Origin of the sequence: Neisseria sp. HMSC03D10 (genome assembly GCF_001807625.1) — a bacterium.
Classification (GTDB): domain Bacteria; phylum Pseudomonadota; class Gammaproteobacteria; order Burkholderiales; family Neisseriaceae; genus Neisseria; species Neisseria mucosa.
In genome coordinates, this window is record NZ_KV789534.1 from 1 (window position 1) to 17254 (window position 17254).

A 17254-nucleotide genomic window follows, 5' to 3' on the forward strand; every position below is an offset into this window, starting at 1 on the left:
ATTTAAAGCATTACCGTTCGCTGTTTCCTGACAACCGTTATCCCGAGGATTTGCCCCTGCCAAGAATTGCTTTGCATCCAATGTTTAGGCCTATACTTTGTTCTGATTCTGCTGTAAGTTTTGAAAAATCATTAGAGGCTATTGACAACAACGGTCATATTAAGGATTTTCATGCAAGATTGTCTATTAAAGATAGTGTATCTCTATACTTTATGCATGATAACCAAGAAAATATGAGATGTAGCAAGGAAATATCTTATATTCAATATGAAAAAAATTATTTTATCACCAATTAAAATTAAAAATTTACTCAAACAATTAATAGGAGAATTATTATGGCAACAGTTCAAAATGCACAAATCCGGCAGCATTTTATTCGCATGGGCATGCCTAAAAAGGAGATTGATAGCATCATGCGGGATAATGTTATTATGCAAAAGACTCATATTTTTATCAATAAATGGGGGCTATCAAGTATTCGTGTCGATCATCATGTTCCAGCCACTTATACAACGAGAAAATTAAAAGGAGACATTGAATACCGTGAGATGGTATTTGGAAAAGATTATCTTACGGCTTCTGATTATGCCCATGAAATCGAGCATGGTATTTCTGATACTCTTTATAGACTAGATCTTGCTGATGAGAGAAATCCAACAAAAAACCTTACTGCAAATGAGTATGCCCGCCGTTTTTTGTATGAAGAAGGAAAAGCCGAATACAACCGTTTTCAGTTTGATTTGCGGAACAATCCCAAAGAAACCAAATACGGATCGGATACGGCAGCAATCAAGGCGATGAACCAGCAACAGGCTGTTGATTATTTTGCCCATAAAATGAAAACCCAAAACCCCAGCGGCCAGCCCAGCCATACTTATTGGACATGGGCGAAATCTATATTCCTTGAGGAAACCAATCCAAACCTGCTAAACGGTAAAACTCCGGCCGAAAAGCAAAAAATTCTGCAATCAGGAATGGATGAAGCAGCGCCTGACCATCCCAGCAGACTGTTTGGCGTAGGTGACGAGCGGGTTCGCTTTCAGAAAACCGATCCAAATATGCCGCTTAGTCTGATGCCGATGATGGCGCGTGGAAATCCTACGCTGATGGTGGTATTTGTACCTGCCAACAGCCGTTTGGCAGACGGTACGGTAACGACGGCTGCAAGAACAGCGTTATATTATTCTTCAGGCGGAAAGCAGGGGGCGATTGAATTCGGTATCGGCAGCGCGGGCAAGAGTGTCAGCTTCAACGATAATTTAGTAAATTACTCAAAAAGTGCGTATGCGGCACTAATTACTTCAGCCAGTAGGCTTCATTCCAATGCAGTGAACCGCTTGGCTGCTTTGGTCGAACAGCAAAAATCCGAACAGGCATCAGGAAAAGGCAAAGAAATTCATAATGAAAACGAAGCTTTGAAAGCTTTGCAGGATTTACTGAACAAAGCCAATATTTCACTTGATTTGCAGGGCGGAGTGGATAATCTTCAGCAGAATTTTGACCAAATTGCCAAAAATTACCATACTCCTCTTGCTATCGAGCTGTATGGAGAAGAGTTGCTCACGACTTCGGTGGAGGATGGAGTGAGTTTTGATATGGATGGCGACGGGATGGCCGAACAGACGGCTTGGCTCAAAAAAGGCAGCGGTTTTTTGGTTTGGGATAAAAATGGAGACGGCATGGTAAACGACGGAACGGAGATGTTTGGTGAGGCAACAGTTATGTCTGACGGCAAGCGCGCAGAAAACGGCGTAGAAGCTTTGAAAGATTTGGACAGCGACAATAATAATATCATTAATCAATATGATGAATTGTGGGGCGAGCTAAGAATCTGGCATGACGAAAACGGTAACGGGAAAACGGAGGAAGGAGAGCTTTCTCTATTGTCCGACTGGGATATCCAGTCGATCTCTTTGGATTTTGCAGAAATCAATCTGAAAGATGAAGCCGATAATAAAATATTATTTGAATCAGAAGTGGTTTTGGAAAACGGGGAAAGGCGCAAGGTTGCCGATATTGATTTCCAAAACGACAAAGGAATTTACAATGAGTTGGCAGGTGAAATTTCAGCAGAGACAGCCGCTGATGTCGTGTATCCGACGGAAATTTCAACATCGGTTATACTGCCCGGAGAAAATACTGCATATATCCCGGCTGTATAAACACGTTATCAGATATGGCTTCCAAAGATATTTGGCAGGATAATCCTTTTGCGTGAGGCATTCAGACGGCCTTTGCCCAATCAAACCCATTTTCGGAGGATTTTTAATGAAACTGTATTACTACGACCATTGCCCGTTTTGCGTGCGTGCGCGGATGGCGGCGGGACTGTTTGGCGCGGACGTTGAAGAAGTCATCCTGGCAAACGACGACGAGGCAACGCCGATCGGCATGATTGGCGCGAAACAAGTGCCCATCCTGCAAAAAGAAGACGGTTCGTTTATGGGCGAGAGTTTGGACGTTGTCCGCTATCTTGACCGCGAGGGTCGTCTGAAAGATGAAACCCGCCCCGAAATCCAGGCATGGTTGGACAAAGTGGGCGAATACAACCTGAAACTCGTCCAGCCGCGCGTGATCAAACTTGAGCTGCCCGAATTTGAAACGCCGGAAGCGGTGAAATATTTCACGGACAAAAAAGAGAAAACCATCGGCAGCTTCGCCGCCAATTTGGAGAAAACCGGTCAATATGTGGAACGGCTGCACGAGGATTTGGCAGAACTGGCAACGCTGATGGCTGAAAGCGGCGCAGGTTTGAACGGCGAAATCGGCATGGAAGACATATTGGTGTTCCCGATATTGCGCAACCTGACCGTCGTGCGCGGTGTCGAGTGGCCGCAAAAGATTATGGATTATCTGCTGCGCATGAGCGAAGCATCGGGTGTGCCACTGTATTTCGACCGCGCCTTGTAATAACCGAATCCGCCGGATAAAACAAACGGAAAGGTCGTCTGAAAACAGTTTTCAGACGACCTTTCCGTTTGCGCCCGCCCTACCTTCCGGGAGTGAATGGAATCAGGCGGAACAAGCATGGCGAGAAATTGTTGATGTATGACCCCGAACAGATCGGGTGATACATCAATAATTCCTAGCTGTGCTTATTGTGCGGCAGGTGCAGAAGCAGCGGCTGCGGCTGCGCCTTCAGCGGCGCTGCGTTGGTAGCCTTTGTCTTTCATACATGCATCGAACACGGCGCGGTCTTGGTTGGCACCGGAAGCTTGTTGACATTGAGCAATTGCTTCTTCAACGCTTACGCTAGGGGTTTTTGCTTCTTCAGAAGTTTTGCTGCTAGAGCAGGCACCCAGCATCAGACTTGCAGCGGCAACGGCGATCAATAAAGTTTTCATGTCGTATATTCCTATTGTGATTGATGGTTTACAGCGCAAATTTGCGTCTGTCCCAAAACAGAGTCCCATTAGTACGATTTAGTTTCATTTACATATGAAAGGTTTCGATAAGTTTGAACTATGACAGTAAATGCCGTCAGGAAATGATAAGCGGTTTCAAAAATTTAAGGGACATAAACGCCGCCGGCATGGCAATGTAAAAAATCCCCTTTCCACTCCGGCAACACCGCCCAATCCCAACGCCCCGACCGCCTGCCGTTGGGCGGCGCAAGGGTTTTATGGCATAATCGCGCTTACCTTTCCATACCGCAGAGACCACATCCCCACTTCTGCGGTTTGCCGTAAACCGGCCGCACACTTTGCCGGCGGCATCCTATCGAACACACAATCAAAACATCCTCCCGTTTCAGACGACCCCATGCGGCATTCCGCATCCCGTCCGGACAGAAAGATACCGCCATGAATCCATTCGCCTCACTCGGGCTTGGCAGCGAAATCGTTTCCGCGCTGACCGAACAAGGTTACGAAAACCCGACGCCCATCCAAGCCGCCGCCATCCCCAAAGCACTCGCCGGCCACGACTTGCTCGCCGCCGCCCAAACCGGCACAGGCAAAACCGCCGCCTTCATGCTGCCCAGCCTGGAACGCCTCAAACGCTACGCCACTTCCAGTACCTCGCCCGCGATGCACCCCGTGCGTATGCTCGTATTGACCCCGACGCGCGAACTTGCCGACCAAATCGACCAAAACGTGCAGGGTTACATCAAAAATCTGCCGTTGCGGCACACCGTCCTTTTCGGCGGCGTCAACATGGACAAACAAACCGCCGACCTGCGCGCCGGCTGCGAAATCGTCGTCGCTACCGTCGGCAGGCTGCTTGACCACGTCAAACAGAAAAACATCAACCTCAACAAAGTCGAAATCGTCGTCCTCGACGAAGCCGACCGTATGCTCGATATGGGTTTCATCGACGACATCCGCAAAATCATGCAGATGCTGCCCAAGCCACGTCAAACCCTGCTCTTTTCCGCAACCTTCGCGCCCCCCATCCGCAAACTCGCCAAAGACTTCATGAACGCGCCCGAAATCGTCGAAGTCGCCGCGCAAAACACCACCAGCGCCAATGTCGAGCAGCACATCATCGCCGTTGACGCGCTCAAAAAACGCAACCTCTTAGAGCGGCTGATTGTCGATTTGCAGATGAACCAAGTCATCGTATTCTGCAAAACCAAACAAAGCGTCGACCAAGTCACCCGCGACCTCGTACGCCGCAACCTTGCCGCCCAATCCATCCACGGCGACAAATCCCAGCAAAGCCGCCTCGAAACCCTCAACGCCTTCAAAGAAGGCAGCCTGCGCGTCCTCGTCGCCACCGACGTCGCCGCACGCGGTCTGGATATCGCCGAGCTGCCCTTTGTCATCAACTACGAACTGCCGACCCAGCCCGAAGACTACGTCCACCGCATCGGGCGCACCGGCAGGGCGGGCGCGGACGGCGTCGCCATTTCCCTGATGGACAAAACCGAGCAAAAAATGTTTGAAGCCATCAAAGAGCTGACCGGCAATAACTTGGCAGTCGAACGCATCGAAGGCTTCGAACCGAACTGGTGGGGCGCAGATGCCGACGGCGATACCGCCGCAGACACCCAAGCCGCCCCAACCCGCAGCCGCGGCAGCGACAGAAACCGTTCCGAACGGAACAACCGCAGCGAACGCAATGAACGTAACGAGCGCGGCGACAAATCCCAAAAAGCCGACAAAACCGATCCCGGCGTAGCCTGCGGCACCATCGCCGGACGCAGTCGCCGCAGCCGCAGGGAACGCCAACCCTGCGCCCTGCTGCAACCCAATTACGGCGCAAAATAAAGCCGGCTCCCCATAAAACCCGAAAGGTCGTCTGAAAAAGATTTCAGACGACCTTTTGTGTACGGTCCGTTATTTTTGCTTACGCAGTTGCGGGTGGTTTTTCAGATTGTCCAAGAGGATGTCAATCATACGCGGTGCGGTTTGGGCAAGGTCGAAACTTTTGTCGGACGAGAGCCAACGCCAAATCAAGCCGTCCAGCGTCGATTTGATGAAGATGACCGCCATGTCGGTATCCAAATCTTCGGATAAGGCATGTTGTGCGATGGATTTGGTCAGGGCTTCGGTAATTTTCTCGCGCCAAATCGATTGATGTTTATCCGCAATGTCGATGACGGCGGCGTTCTGCTCGGTGTGTTCGCATTTTAAAAACAAAATGCTGTGGAATTTATAGTGGATGTCGTTGGTTTGCAGGCGCGTGAAAAAGTGCATCAAGGTGCGGCGGAAAAGCGGCCACTCTTGTTCATCGCTATCGGTCGCGTCCTGATGCATACAGTTTTCGATGTCGTCGCAAATACGCTGGAAGAGGGCGTCGAACAAGTCTTCTTTGTTTTTGAAATGCCAATACAAAGCGCCGCGCGTGACGCCGGCGGCTTGGGCGATTTCGTTGAGGGAAGTGCGCGCGATGCCTTTTTGGTAGAAGGTTTCCAGTGCGGCGAGCATGAGATGTTCTTTGGTTTTAAGGGCTTCGGTTTTGGTTTTCCGCATGATGCCTGTTTCAAGTTAAGTGGAATGTTGGGGATTATAAAAAATACTTTGTATCCATGCAAGCATGTATGTATAATGACTCCTGTAATTGAGATTGGCTCTCAAGTATAAAATAATTTTTCAGACGACCTGCTCCGGATATTGAGGCAGGTTATTGTTGTTTCGGAACCAAAAATCGGCTATGATGACAAAGTATAGGGTAAACCCTCATAACAATTATATAGATAGGAAAAGTAATGGCTTCTTATGCTTCTAAGGTGATGCGCATGGCGGCAATCGCTGCCGCTACTGCGTTGGCTCTTTCAGCGTGTAACAAAGGCACCGATGCGACGCAAGGTGCAAAAGATGGAAAAGGGCAGCAGGCAGCTGCACAAAAAGAAGCTCCGCCACCGGTGGTCGGTGTCGTTACCGTCCATCCTGAAACCGTCGCGCTGACGACCGAGCTGCCGGGTCGGTTGGAGTCGCTGCGTACCGCGGATGTCCGCGCCCAAGTCGGCGGTATCATCCAAAAACGCCTGTTTCAAGAGGGCAGCTATGTCCGCGCCGGACAGCCGCTTTACCAAATCGATAGTTCCACCTATGAAGCAAATCTGGAAAGCTCGCGCGCCCAGTTGGCAAGCGCGCAGGCAACCCTTGCCAAAGCCAATGCCGACTTGGCGCGTTACAAGCCGCTGGTTGCCGCCGATGCCATCAGTAAACAGGACTACGATGCGGCGGTAACGGCGAAACGTTCTGCCGAAGCAAGCGTTAAAGCGGCGCAAGCGGCGATCAAATCTGCCGGTATCAATCTGAACAGGGCGCGCATTACCGCACCGATTTCAGGTTTCATCGGTCAGTCTAAAGTGTCCGAAGGTACGCTGTTGAACGCGGGTGATACGACCGTTCTGGCGACCATCCGTCAAACCAATCCTATGTATGTGAACATCACTCAATCTGCGACCGAAGTGATGAAGCTGCGCCAACAGGTTGCCGAGGGCAAGCTGTCGGGCGTGGACGGTGCGATTGAAGTGGGCATCAAGTTCGACAACGGCGAAGTTTATCCTCATAAAGGCCGTTTGCTGTTCTCCGATCCGTCTGTTAACGAAACGACCGGACAAATCACGCTGCGCGCTTCAGTGCCGAACGACAAAAATATCCTGATGCCCGGTCTTTATGTGCGCGTCTTGATGGAACAAGTGGCTGCCGACAATGCCTTCGTCGTGCCGCAGCAGGCAGTAACGCGCGGTACGAAAGATACTGTAACGATTGTGAACGCCAAAGGCGAAATGGAGCCGCGCGAGGTAACAGTCACCCAGCAGCAGGGAACCAACTGGATTATCACTGCGGGTCTGAACGACGGCGACAAAGTCGTTGTGGACGGCACCAGTATCGCCGCCATGAGTGGCGCGAAAAAGGTAACGCCTAAAGAATGGACATCTCCTGAAAATGCGGCGGCATCTGCTGCCGGAGCTGCTCCGAAAGCTGCTTCCGAAGCGAAAAAAGACGTTCAGATGACCTTTGAAGCCAAACCGGCATCTGCGGCTAAATAAGGAAGGCATCCATGGCTAAGTTTTTTATTGACCGCCCCATTTTTGCATGGGTGATTGCGATTTTTATCATCGCAGCGGGTATTTTCGGCATTCAAAAACTGCCGATTTCCCAATATCCGTCCGTTGCTGCACCGACCATTACTTTGCGCGCTACTTATCCGGGCGCTTCTGCTCAGGTAATGGAAGACAGCGTACTGGCCGTTATCGAACGTAATATGTACGGTGTGGAAGGTTTGGACTATATGACGACTTCTGCCAATTCCAGCGGCAGCGGCAGCGTCAGTCTGACGTTTACACCTGAGACCGATGAAGATTTGGCGCAGGTGGACGTGCAGAACAAATTGTCGGAAGTGTTGTCCACATTGCCGTCTACCGTACAGCAATATGGTGTAACCGTATCTAAAGCGCGTTCCAACTTCTTGCAAGTGGTCATGCTTTCTTCTGAAAAGCAATCCATTGAGGAAATGAACGATTACGCCCAGCGCAATATCATTCCTGAACTGCAGCGTATCGACGGGGTAGGGCAGGTACAATTGTTTGGTGCGCAACGCGCCATGCGTATTTGGGTTGACCCGAAAAAACTGCAAAACTACAACCTGTCTTTTGCAACGGTAACCAATGCGCTTGCGACACAAAACATTCAAATCTCAGCAGGCTCCATCGGTTCTTTGCCGGCGGCTGCAGGTCAGACCATTTCGGCGACCGTTACAGCGCAAGGTCAGCTGAGCACTGCTGAAGAGTTCGGCAACATCATTTTGGTATCCAATACTGACGGCTCGAACGTCTATCTGAAAGACGTTGCCAAAGTCAGCTTGGGTATGCAGGACTATTCTACTTCTACACGCTTGAACGGCGTGAACACCACCGGTATGGCAGTGATGCTGTCTAACAGCGGTAACGCTTTGGCAACGGCGACTGCAGTAAAAGAAAAAATGGCGGTTTTGCAGAAGTATTTTCCAGACGGCATGAGCTGGAAAGTTCCTTACGATACTTCCAAATTTGTGGAAATTTCGATTGAGAAAGTGATCCATTCGCTTTTGGAAGCCATTGTTTTGGTATTCTTAGTGATGTATCTCTTCCTGCAAAACATCCGCTATACGCTGATTCCGACCATTGTTGTACCGATTTCCCTGTTGGGCGGTTTTGCCTTTATCTCATACATGGGTATGTCGATTAACGTATTGACCATGTTTGCGATGGTATTGGTGATCGGTATTGTGGTCGATGACGCGATTGTGGTCGTTGAAAACGTTGAGCGTATTATGGCGAGCGAAGGTCTGTCGCCTAAGGCTGCAACCAAAAAAGCGATGGGTCAGATTTCCGGTGCGGTAATCGGTATTACTGCCGTGTTGATGTCTGTATTTGTGCCGCTGGCGATGTTTAGCGGTGCAACCGGTAACATTTACAAACAGTTTGCCCTGACCATTGCGGCATCGATCGGCTTCTCCGCATTCCTTGCTTTGACGCTGACTCCGGCATTGTGTGCCACCATGCTCAAACCGATTCAGAAGGGTCATCACGAAGAGAAAAAAGGTTTCTTCGGTTGGTTTAACAAAAAATTTGACAACTGGACACACGGCTATGAAGGCTGGGTTGCCAAAGTCTTGCGCAAGACTTTGCGCATGATGGTTGTCTATATTGGTTTGACTGTTGTGGGCGTATTCCTGTTTATGCGTCTGCCGACTTCCTTCTTGCCGTCTGAAGACCAAGGTAACTTGATGTTGAGCGTACAATTGCCTGCCGGTGCAACCAAAGAGCGTACCGATGCAACTTTGGCTCAAATCACTCAACTGGCAAAATCTATACCTGAGATTGAGAACATTATTACCGTTTCCGGCTTCAGTTTTTCAGGCTCCGGTCAAAACATGGCTTTGGGCTTTGTCATTCTGAAAGATTGGAGCGAACGTACTGCTCCGGGCAGCGATGCGACTTCTATTTCCGGTAAGTTGACCGGTATGATGATGGCTACGCTGAAAGACGGTTTCGGTTTGGCGATTGTGCCTCCAGCCATTATGGAATTGGGTACAGGTTCCGGCTTGACGATTTACCTGCAAGACCGTAACAACAGCGGCCATGCTGCATTGTTGGCCAAGCGCAATGAGCTGATTGACAAAATGCGCAAAAGCGGTTTGTTTAACCCAAGTACCGTTCGTGCGAGCGGTTTGGAAGATGCGCCGCAGTTGAAAATCGACATCAATCGCTCTGCCGCAGCTGCACAAGGTATTTCGTTCTCTGACATCCGTACTGCTTTGGCTTCTTCTTTGGGTTCGTCTTATGTAAACGACTTCCCGAATCAAGGCCGTCTGCAACGCGTGATGGTACAAGCTGATGCGAGTGCCCGTATGCAGCCTGCCGATATTCTGAACTTGACCGTGCCGAATAAATCCGGTGTTGCCGTACCGCTTTCTACCATTGCTACTGTTTCTTGGGTAAACGGTATGGAACAAAGCGTCCGCTTCAATGGTTATCCTGCAATGGAGCTTTCCGGTTCGCCTGTTAATGGCGTATCTTCCGGTCAGGCCATGGCTGCGGTACAGCAAATGGTTGATGACATGGGCGGCGGTTACAGTCTGGAATGGGGCGGCCAGTCTCGTGAAGAGGCCAAAGGCGGCTCGCAAACCGTCGTGTTGTACGCATTGGCCGCTGCCGCTGTATTCTTGGTATTGGCTGCTTTGTACGAAAGCTGGTCTATCCCGTTGGCAGTTATCCTTGTGATTCCGTTGGGCTTGATTGGCGCGGCATTGGGCGTTACGGGGCGCAATATGTTTGAAGCGCTGCTGGGCAGTATTCCGGCATACGCCAACGATATCTACTTCCAAGTCGGTTTCGTTACGGTGATGGGTTTGAGTGCGAAAAACGCGATTTTGATTATCGAGTTCGCCAAAGACCTGCAAGCGCAGGGTAAGAGCGCGATTGAAGCCGCGCTTGCCGCTGCACACTTGCGTTTCCGTCCGATTATCATGACCTCGTTTGCCTTCATTTTAGGCGTGGTTCCGCTGTATGTTGCCAGCGGTGCCAGCTCTGCCAGCCAGCGTGCTATCGGTACGACTGTGTTCTGGGGCATGTTGATCGGTACGATTTTGTCCGTGTTCCTTGTGCCGCTCTTTTATGTCATCGTGCGCAAATTCTTTAAGGAAAGCGCGCACGAACATGAAATGGCCGTGAAACACGCTGCTGAAGCAGGCATGATTTCCCTCGAAGATCAAAATACGGACAACAAGCACTAAGCAAAAAGGTCGTCTGAAAACCTGAAACACGGATTTCAGACGACCTCCAGGAATCCTTATGAACAAAAAGACATTCAAAACGGTATTGAGTACCGTCGCCGCAGCCGTCGCGCTGTCCGCCTGTACCATGATCCCGAAATACGAACAACCGCAGGTTGAAGTTGCCGAAACCTTCAAATACGACACCTTCGACGACGGTATCCGCGCCGCCGACTTGGGCTGGCAGGACTTCTTTGCCGACCCGCGCCTGCACCGCCTTATCGACATCGCGTTGGAACGCAATACCGACTTGCGCACCGCCGCATTGAACGCCGAAATCTACCGCAAACAATACATGATTGCCCGCAACGACCTGCTGCCGAGTATCAACGCCAGCGGTACCGGAACTCGGGTAGGCAGTTTGAGCGGCGGCGTTACCCGCAGCGAATACACCGTCGGTTTGGGCGCAGCAGCCTACGAGCTGGACCTTTTCGGACGCGTCCGCAGCAACAGCCAAGCCGCATTGCAAGGTTATTTCAGCGTAGCCGCGAACCGTGATGCCGCCCACCTTGCCCTGATTGCCGCCGTTGCCAAAGCCCATTTCAACGAACTGTACGCCCAAGAATCGATGGCATTGGCGCAGCGCGTGCTTAAAACCCGCGAAACCACTTACAAACTTTCCCAAATGCGCCACAAAGCAGGCGTGATTTCCGCTGTCGATTTGCGCCAACAGGAAGCCCTGATTGAATCCGCCAAAGCCGATTACGCGAACGCCGTCAAAAACCGCGAACAAGCCCGCAATGCCTTGGCGACCCTGATTAACCAACCCCTGCCGGAAGATCTGCCTGCCGCGCTGCCTTTGAGCAAACAGTTCAAAATCACCCGTCTGCCTGCCGGCTTGAGTTCCGAAGTCCTGCTGAACCGTCCCGACATCCGCGCCGCCGAACACTCGCTCAAACAAGCCAATGCCAACATCGGCGCAGCGCGTGCCGCCTTCTTCCCCACCATCAGCCTGACCGGTTCGGTCGGTACCGCGTCCAGCGAGTTGAGCGGCCTCTTCAAAAGCGGTACGGGCATCTGGTCGTTCGCACCTTCCATTACCCTGCCGATTTTCAACTGGGGTACCAACAAAGCGAATCTCGACGTAGCCAAGCTGCGTAAAGAGGCGCAAATCGTTGCTTACGAAGCCGCCGTCCAAGCCGCCTTCCAAGACGTATCCAACGCCTTGGTCGCACGCGAGCAACTCGACAAGAGCTACGTCGCGCTAAACAAACAAAGCCGTGCTTACAACGACTCCCTGCGCCTTATCAATCTGCGCTACAAACACGGCGTATCCAACGCCCTCGACCTGCTTGACGCAGAACGCAGCAGCTATGGTGCAGAAACCGCGTTGCTTGCTAACCAGCTTACCCGCCTCGAAAACCTCGCCGACCTCTATAAAGCACTCGGCGGCGGTTTGAAACGCGAAACCGTTAGCCAACCAGCCGCGCAGCAGTAAGTCTGTTTGAAATAAACGGCATCAAAACGTCGTCTGAAAACCGGCAATCGGGTTTCAGACGACGTTTTATATTTTGGCATGGATACAATATGGATGGATTGGGCTAGCAGGCAGGTATCTAAGAGTTTGAGCTTACGGCAATTCTAAAGTATGACTGACAATCTGAGGTCGGGATTCCTGCTTGCGCAGAATGACGATGATTAATTATTTTCTATTATAATTTACTATACAAAAAGGTCGTCTGAAAACTTCAGACGACCTGCTGTTTGATTACGCGGTTAGCTGCCCATCAATTTCAAACGCTGACCCGGGGTAACGGTTCGGGTATTTTTATTCCAACGGCGGATATCGTTGACATCTATGTTAAAGCGATCGGCAATCGTATTGAGCGTATCGCCTCTGCGGACTGTATAAGAAACATTTTGAATGTTATTTTTACGGGTTTTGACCGGATCCGCGCTAACGCGTAACAGCTGACCTTTTCGGATATTGCTGCCTTTGATGTTGTTGGTCACAATCAAATCGGCAACGCTTAAATTGTAGCGTTTGGAAATATTGAACAGGGTATCCCCATCAGCTACGCGGTGCATACCTGCCATAGTTGTCGGCTGGGCAGATGATTGATTATTTGCCCTTGCCAGTCGCGCTTCAGTACGGCTTTGATGCTTGGCAATATTTTCGGCAATACGTTCGCTGCGCGCTTTGGTTGCGTCAACCTCTTGATGAAGTGTGATATCTTGAGCAACAGTGGTTTGATGCTCTTCTGTTTTTTGCAGACTCGAATCAACATTGGAAAGCAATGCCATCAGTTGGTCAGGTTCTTCGACTGCAGAGGGAGTGGAAGGGGTAGCTGATTTTGCGGATGCCACAACCTGCGGTTCTGTTAAGGTTAAGGCAGGTTGTGCAGGCTCGGCCGCCGCAATGACAGTTGTGTCCGTAGCAGGTTTGGCTTCCGTGGATTGTACGGTTTGAACGCGTTCTACACGGGGTTGGGCGGTTGTAACGGCATCGGCGGCGATAGGGGCAGTTGCAGCTTTGGTATTGGCAACAAAATCAAAGGTTGTTGGAGCAGGTTCTTGTGCAACCGTATTGGCAGGGGCGACGACTTTTTTGACTGTATCGGTTTTGAGTTCTGCCGTTTGAATCGGAGCCATTGTCGGCATATTCGAACGGTAGGTATCCGGAGTATTGTCAGTATCGATGAAATTAATCATATCCTGTTTGGTAGCAGTATCGGTTTGTGCAACCAAAATGGTACGTCCTTCAGACAGCGAATTGCTGTTTAAGCCGTTCAGTCGTTTGATTTCGGCAACGCTCATCCCGGTTTCTGTCGCAATCGTGTTCAGATTGGTATTGCGGGCCGAGGTATAAGCATTGAAAGAGAGCAGGGTTTCAGGATTCGCATTGCGGTAATTTTTTTCGAATGCGGATACGGCGGAAACGGGCAGCAATAATTTGCGGTTGTTTTTCGGGATGAAGACAGGTGCGTTGAAAGCAGGGTTCAATGTCAGCAGCTCGCTCTCGCTGATATTGGCGAGACGGGCGATGGTGCTGTTGTCGATGGGTTTGTCAATACTGACTGTTTGGAAATAAGGTTGATTGGTGATTTCGCTGATATTCATGCCGAAAGTCTGGGGGCTGGCGACGATATTGCGGACAGCCAGCAATTTTGGAACGTAGTTGCGTGTCTCGTTCGGCATGCGCAGGTTTTCGTAAGTGGGTTCCAGGCCTTGTGCGCGGGCACGGTTGACGGCGCGGCCTACATTGCCTTCGCCCCAGTTGTATGCAGCCAAAGCCAAAGACCAGTCGTTAAACAGCCCGTGCAGATATTGCAGGTAGTTCAGCGCGGCGTCGGTCGCGGCATATACGTCGTGGCGGCCGTCATACAAAGGTGTTTTTTCCAAGCCGAAATGACGGCCGGTTGCCGGCATGAATTGCCACAGGCCGGATGCGCCGACGTGGGATTTGGCTTTGGTGACGAATGCGCTTTCAATGAAGGGGAGGAGCGCGATTTCGGCGGGCATATTGCGTTTTTTAACTTCGGTTGCAATATGGTACATATAAGGTTTACTGCGCGTGATGGTGCGGTCGAAATAGGCACCGTTTGCGGCGAATTTGCTTTCGTGGCGGCGGACCAGCTCGGAATTAACTTCGCTCATGCGGAAGTCTTTTTTCAATGAAGCCCACAGGCTGCCGGAACCGAAAGTCTTGGCTTTGGCTTGGTCGAGAAGGGCAGAATTGAGCCGCATCATTGCCATACCTGTTTGGTTGGGAGTGGCGTTTTGTGCGGCGGCCGCGCCGGAAACGGCGGATAAACCGGACAGCGTCAGGGCGATGGTTTTCAGTTTTGCCATAGTAGTCAATTATCAATATATATTATTCAGTCTTGGCGATGTTACTGTCTGATTCATGTGAACGTCAAGGATATAAGGGTAATTTACATATGACCGGGGCTTAATGATAAAATTTGTCGCGAAAATACGGCGGTTTGCGTATATATGCCGTCAAAATCAGATTAAGCAAAAGAACATGCTATAAAGAACATTCTATGATTTCCGAAAATTCCTCCCTGCTCGATTTCGACCGCGCCCATCTGCTCCATCCCTATACATCCATGACCGACCCGTTGCCTGTTTATCCGGTGCGCCGTGCGGAGGGCGTGCATATCGAATTGGCGGACGGTACGCGGCTGATTGACGGGATGTCGTCTTGGTGGTGTGCGATACACGGCTACAATCATCCCGTTTTGAATCAGGCGGTTGAGGCGCAGATTAAGCAAATGTCGCATGTGATGTTCGGCGGTTTGACGCACGGGCTAGCGGTGGAGCTGGGCAAATTATTGGTCGGAATTTTGCCGCAGGGGTTGGACCGTATTTTTTATGCGGATTCGGGTTCGGTTTCGGTAGAAGTTGCGCTGAAGATGGCGGTGCAATACCAGCAGGCGCGGGGTTTGACCGCGAAGCAGAATATTGCGACGGTGCGGCGCGGGTATCACGGCGATACTTGGAACGCGATGTCCGTCTGCGATCCGGAAACGGGGATGCACCATATTTTCGGCAGCGCTCTGCCGCAGCGTTATTTTGTCGATAATCCAAAAAGCCGTTTCGACGATGAATGGGACGGGGCGGATTTGCAGCCTGTCCGCGCCTTGTTTGAAGCGCATCATGCGGATATTGCCGCCTTTATTTTGGAACCAGTCGTGCAGGGTGCGGGCGGCATGTATTTTTATCATCCGCAGTATCTTCGCGGTTTGCGCGATTTGTGTGATGAATTTGATATTGTGTTGATTTTTGACGAAATCGCCACCGGATTCGGGCGTACAGGCAAGATGTTTGCCTGCGAACACGCGGAGGTCGTGCCGGATATTATGTGTATCGGCAAGGGCTTAAGCGGCGGCTATATGACGCTGGCGGCGGCAATCACTTCGCAAAAAGTCACCGAAACGATTTCGCGCGGCGAAGCGGGCGTGTTCATGCACGGCCCGACATTTATGGCGAACCCGCTGGCGTGTGCCGTTGCCTGCGCTTCGGTCAAGCTGCTTTTGTCCCAAGATTGGCAGGCAAATATCCGCCGCATCGAAAGCATCCTGAAAGGTCGTCTGAAAACCGCATGGGACATCTGTGGCGTGAAAGACGTGCGCGTTTTGGGTGCCATCGGCGTGATCGAGTTGGAAAAAGGCGTGGATATGGCGCGTTTTCAAGCGGACTGCGTGGCGCAGGGCATTTGGGTGCGCCCATTCGGCAGGCTGGTGTACCTCATGCCGCCTTACATCATTTCAGACGACCTCTTGACCGAACTTGCCGATAAAACCGTACAAATCTTGAAGGAACACAGCAAATGAAAGGCGTTTACTTCGTCAGCGGCATAGATACGGACATCGGCAAAACCGTCGCCACCGGCGTGTTGGCAAAACAATTGTTGCAGCAGGGCAAAAGCGTGATCACGCAAAAGCCCGTGCAAACCGGTTGCCAAAACATCGCTGACGACATCGCCGTCCACCGCAAAATCATGGGCATACCCATGCAGGAAGCCGACAAACAGCGGCTGACCATGCCCGAAATATTCAGCTATCCCGCCTCGCCCCACCTCGCCGCCCGTCTGGACGGCAGGGCTTTGGACTTGAACAAAATCCGCACCGCCACGCAGCAACTGGCGGCACAATACGAAATCGTGTTGGTCGAAGGCGCGGGCGGATTGATGGTTCCACTGACGGAAAACCTGTTAACCATTGATTATATTCAGCAACAGGCTTATCCCGTCATTCTCGTTACCAGCGGACGGCTCGGCAGCATCAACCACACCCTGCTCAGCTTCGCCGCGCTCAAACAATACGGCATCAGCCTGCATAGCCTGATTTTCAACCACATCCACGACAGCCGCGACGAACACATCGCCCAAGACAGCTTGGCGTATCTAAAAGGTCGTCTGAAAACAGATTTTCCCGATGCGGAGTGGATGGAGTTAGATAAGGTGGAGACGGACGAAAGGTCGTCTGAAAACGATTAACACATGAAACACATCAATCTAAACCCCATGAATCCCCCTTTGAATTGGCAAGACAAACTTCCCGACGAACTGCCGCAAGGCTGGAACGAACGCGCCGCCGCTTTGTGCCAAGCGCAATCGCTGACCGCCGCCTTACGCGCCTTGGGCGGCAGTTTTACGGTAAAAGTGCTGTATATGGGCGAATTGGACGGGCAGGGCAATTTGTTTGGCGAAAACCATACCGAAACCGCCGCCCCGCAATTTGTCCGCGACGTTTTGCTGCATCTGGACGGCGTGCCCGTCGTACAGGCGCGCAGCGCGTGCGGCCTGCAATCTCAAGCCTGGCGCGGCGTGTTGGATTGCGGCACGCAGCCTTTGGGCGAGCGGCTGTTTGACGGCACACTGCCCCTGAAGCGTTCGGCATTCGAGTTTTGTCTGATGGAAAACGCAGGCGGTCAGGATGATTTCAGACGACCTGTCGCCGCCCGCAGGTCTTATTTTGATTGGGATGGCGAGGTGTTGGAACTGACGGAATATTTTTTGCCGGGGTTGGCGCGGATTATGCGCTAAACGTCGCAGCAATATAAGGAAAGGTCGTCTGAAACGGTTTTCAGACGACCT

12 protein-coding genes and 1 pseudogene are annotated in these 17254 nt (G+C 51.2%); 10 read left to right on the forward strand and 3 right to left on the reverse strand.

Annotated elements, in window-relative coordinates; genetic code table 11:
* From HMPREF3066_RS05930 to HMPREF3066_RS05945, 3 genes and pseudogenes are all read left to right on the forward strand, one after another.
* Positions 1-296 (forward strand): annotated as a pseudogene (locus tag HMPREF3066_RS05930) (hypothetical protein); the annotation flags it as partial.
* 39 nt (positions 297-335) lie between these two features.
* Positions 336-2162, forward strand: a complete 1827-nt coding sequence (locus HMPREF3066_RS13540; RefSeq protein ID WP_321178912.1) for a hypothetical protein — start codon at positions 336-338, stop codon at positions 2160-2162.
* Positions 2163-2268: 106 nt separating this feature from the next.
* On the forward strand, positions 2269-2910 hold the full coding sequence (locus HMPREF3066_RS05945; RefSeq protein WP_070441159.1) for a GrxB family glutaredoxin: 642 nt from the start codon (positions 2269-2271) through the stop codon (positions 2908-2910).
* Positions 2911-3095: 185 nt separating this feature from the next.
* On the opposite strand, the gene HMPREF3066_RS05950 is transcribed toward HMPREF3066_RS05945, so the two are convergent.
* A complete protein-coding gene (locus HMPREF3066_RS05950; protein WP_070441162.1) occupies positions 3096-3344 on the reverse strand; it encodes a hypothetical protein in 249 nt (82 codons plus the stop codon).
* 459 nt (positions 3345-3803) lie between these two features.
* Here HMPREF3066_RS05950 and HMPREF3066_RS05955 point away from each other — a divergent pair, with 459 nt between their 5' ends.
* The gene (locus HMPREF3066_RS05955; protein ID WP_070441165.1) at positions 3804-5210 is read left to right on the forward strand and encodes a DEAD/DEAH box helicase; all 1407 of its coding nucleotides are present in this window, start codon (positions 3804-3806) and stop codon (positions 5208-5210) included.
* A 69-nt stretch (positions 5211-5279) separates the two neighbouring features.
* Here HMPREF3066_RS05955 and mtrR read toward each other — a convergent pair whose 3' ends face one another.
* Positions 5280-5915, reverse strand: coding sequence for a multidrug efflux system transcriptional repressor MtrR (mtrR, locus tag HMPREF3066_RS05960; RefSeq protein ID WP_070441168.1), 636 nt, complete (start codon positions 5913-5915; stop codon positions 5280-5282).
* Between the two features lie 236 nt (positions 5916-6151).
* On the opposite strand from mtrR, the gene HMPREF3066_RS05965 reads away from it, so the two are divergent.
* From HMPREF3066_RS05965 to HMPREF3066_RS05975, 3 genes are read left to right on the forward strand one after another with little or no spacing between them, the layout of a single operon-like run.
* A complete protein-coding gene (locus tag HMPREF3066_RS05965; RefSeq protein WP_009311020.1) occupies positions 6152-7444 on the forward strand; it encodes an efflux RND transporter periplasmic adaptor subunit in 1293 nt (430 codons plus the stop codon).
* Between the two features lie 11 nt (positions 7445-7455).
* A complete protein-coding gene (locus HMPREF3066_RS05970) occupies positions 7456-10671 on the forward strand; it encodes an efflux RND transporter permease subunit (RefSeq protein WP_070441171.1) in 3216 nt (1071 codons plus the stop codon).
* A 58-nt stretch (positions 10672-10729) separates the two neighbouring features.
* Positions 10730-12148, forward strand: coding sequence for an efflux transporter outer membrane subunit (locus HMPREF3066_RS05975; protein ID WP_039406420.1), 1419 nt, complete (start codon positions 10730-10732; stop codon positions 12146-12148).
* Between the two features lie 278 nt (positions 12149-12426).
* Here HMPREF3066_RS05975 and HMPREF3066_RS05980 read toward each other — a convergent pair whose 3' ends face one another.
* Positions 12427-14502, reverse strand: coding sequence for a LysM peptidoglycan-binding domain-containing protein (locus HMPREF3066_RS05980; protein WP_039406422.1), 2076 nt, complete (start codon positions 14500-14502; stop codon positions 12427-12429).
* A gap of 194 nt (positions 14503-14696) precedes the next feature.
* Between HMPREF3066_RS05980 and bioA the strand changes: the two genes are divergently transcribed.
* From bioA to HMPREF3066_RS05995, 3 genes are read left to right on the forward strand one after another with little or no spacing between them, the layout of a single operon-like run.
* Complete coding sequence (gene bioA / locus HMPREF3066_RS05985) at positions 14697-15989, forward strand: adenosylmethionine--8-amino-7-oxononanoate transaminase (protein WP_070441174.1); 1293 nt, start codon at positions 14697-14699, stop codon at positions 15987-15989.
* Positions 15986-16654 (forward strand): dethiobiotin synthase, encoded by a 669-nt coding sequence (gene bioD / locus HMPREF3066_RS05990; RefSeq protein WP_039406426.1) that lies wholly within the window; start codon positions 15986-15988, stop codon positions 16652-16654. Before bioA ends, bioD begins: the two co-directional genes overlap by 4 nt.
* 3 nt (positions 16655-16657) lie before the next feature.
* A complete protein-coding gene (locus HMPREF3066_RS05995; RefSeq protein ID WP_052242815.1) occupies positions 16658-17203 on the forward strand; it encodes a chorismate--pyruvate lyase family protein in 546 nt (181 codons plus the stop codon).
* Positions 17204-17254: the final 51 nt, after the last annotated feature.